Annotated in this window: 1 protein-coding gene; it reads left to right on the top strand. The window is 63.4% G+C overall.

The annotated features are described in order from the left end of the window. Positions 1-25 precede the first annotated feature (25 nt). Positions 26-719: ATP-binding protein (locus ACFTXQ_RS36640; RefSeq protein WP_382650008.1), on the top strand; the 694-nt coding region annotated here is incomplete at its 3' end.

The raw sequence follows: 719 nt of genomic DNA on the forward strand, positions 1-719 counted from the left end.
GACGCTTCCACTGACGATCAGCCACGTGTTGAAGCCGTTGCGGGAGGTATCGCGTGCCGCGAGCGGAATCGAGCCGCACAACCTGAAGACGCGACTGTCGTCGGACGGGATTCCGAGCGAGATCAAGCCGCTGATCGATGCGTTCAACGATGCGTTGACGCGACTCGAGAATGGCTTTGCCGTTCAGCAGCGGTTTCTGGCCGACGCCGCGCATGAGCTGCAGACACCGCTCACGCTGGTCAGAGGCCAGATCGAGCTGCAGCCCGACATCCGGCACAAGGCGCTTCTGCTTCGCGAGATCGACCTGATGGCTCGGCAGGTCAAGCAGTTGCTGCACCTGGCTGAGGTCAGCGAAGTGCAAAACTTCAGCTTCGACGACGTGAACAGTGCCGAAGTCGCACGGGACGCCGTGGGCTTGCTGGCCGGCAAGGCCGATGCGAAGCAGGTGAAGCTCCATATCGAAGCGCGCGACTCCGCGTCACCCATCCGGGCCGATGGCGGGGCGCTCTTCATCCTGCTCAAGAACATTCTCGAGAACGCGATCAACGCATCGCCCGCGGCCGGCGTGGTCGTGCTGACCGTACTCGATACGGCGATTCATGTCGACGACGAGGGGCCGGGCATTCAGCGGGAGCATGTCCCGCTGCTCTTCGACCGGTATTGGCGGGCGCCGGATTCACGGTATGACGGTGCCGGCCTCGGGCTGGCAATCTGCAAGG

The organism is Streptomyces sp. NPDC057010, from assembly GCF_042673805.1.
Lineage (GTDB): Bacteria > Actinomycetota > Actinomycetes > Streptomycetales > Streptomycetaceae > Streptomyces.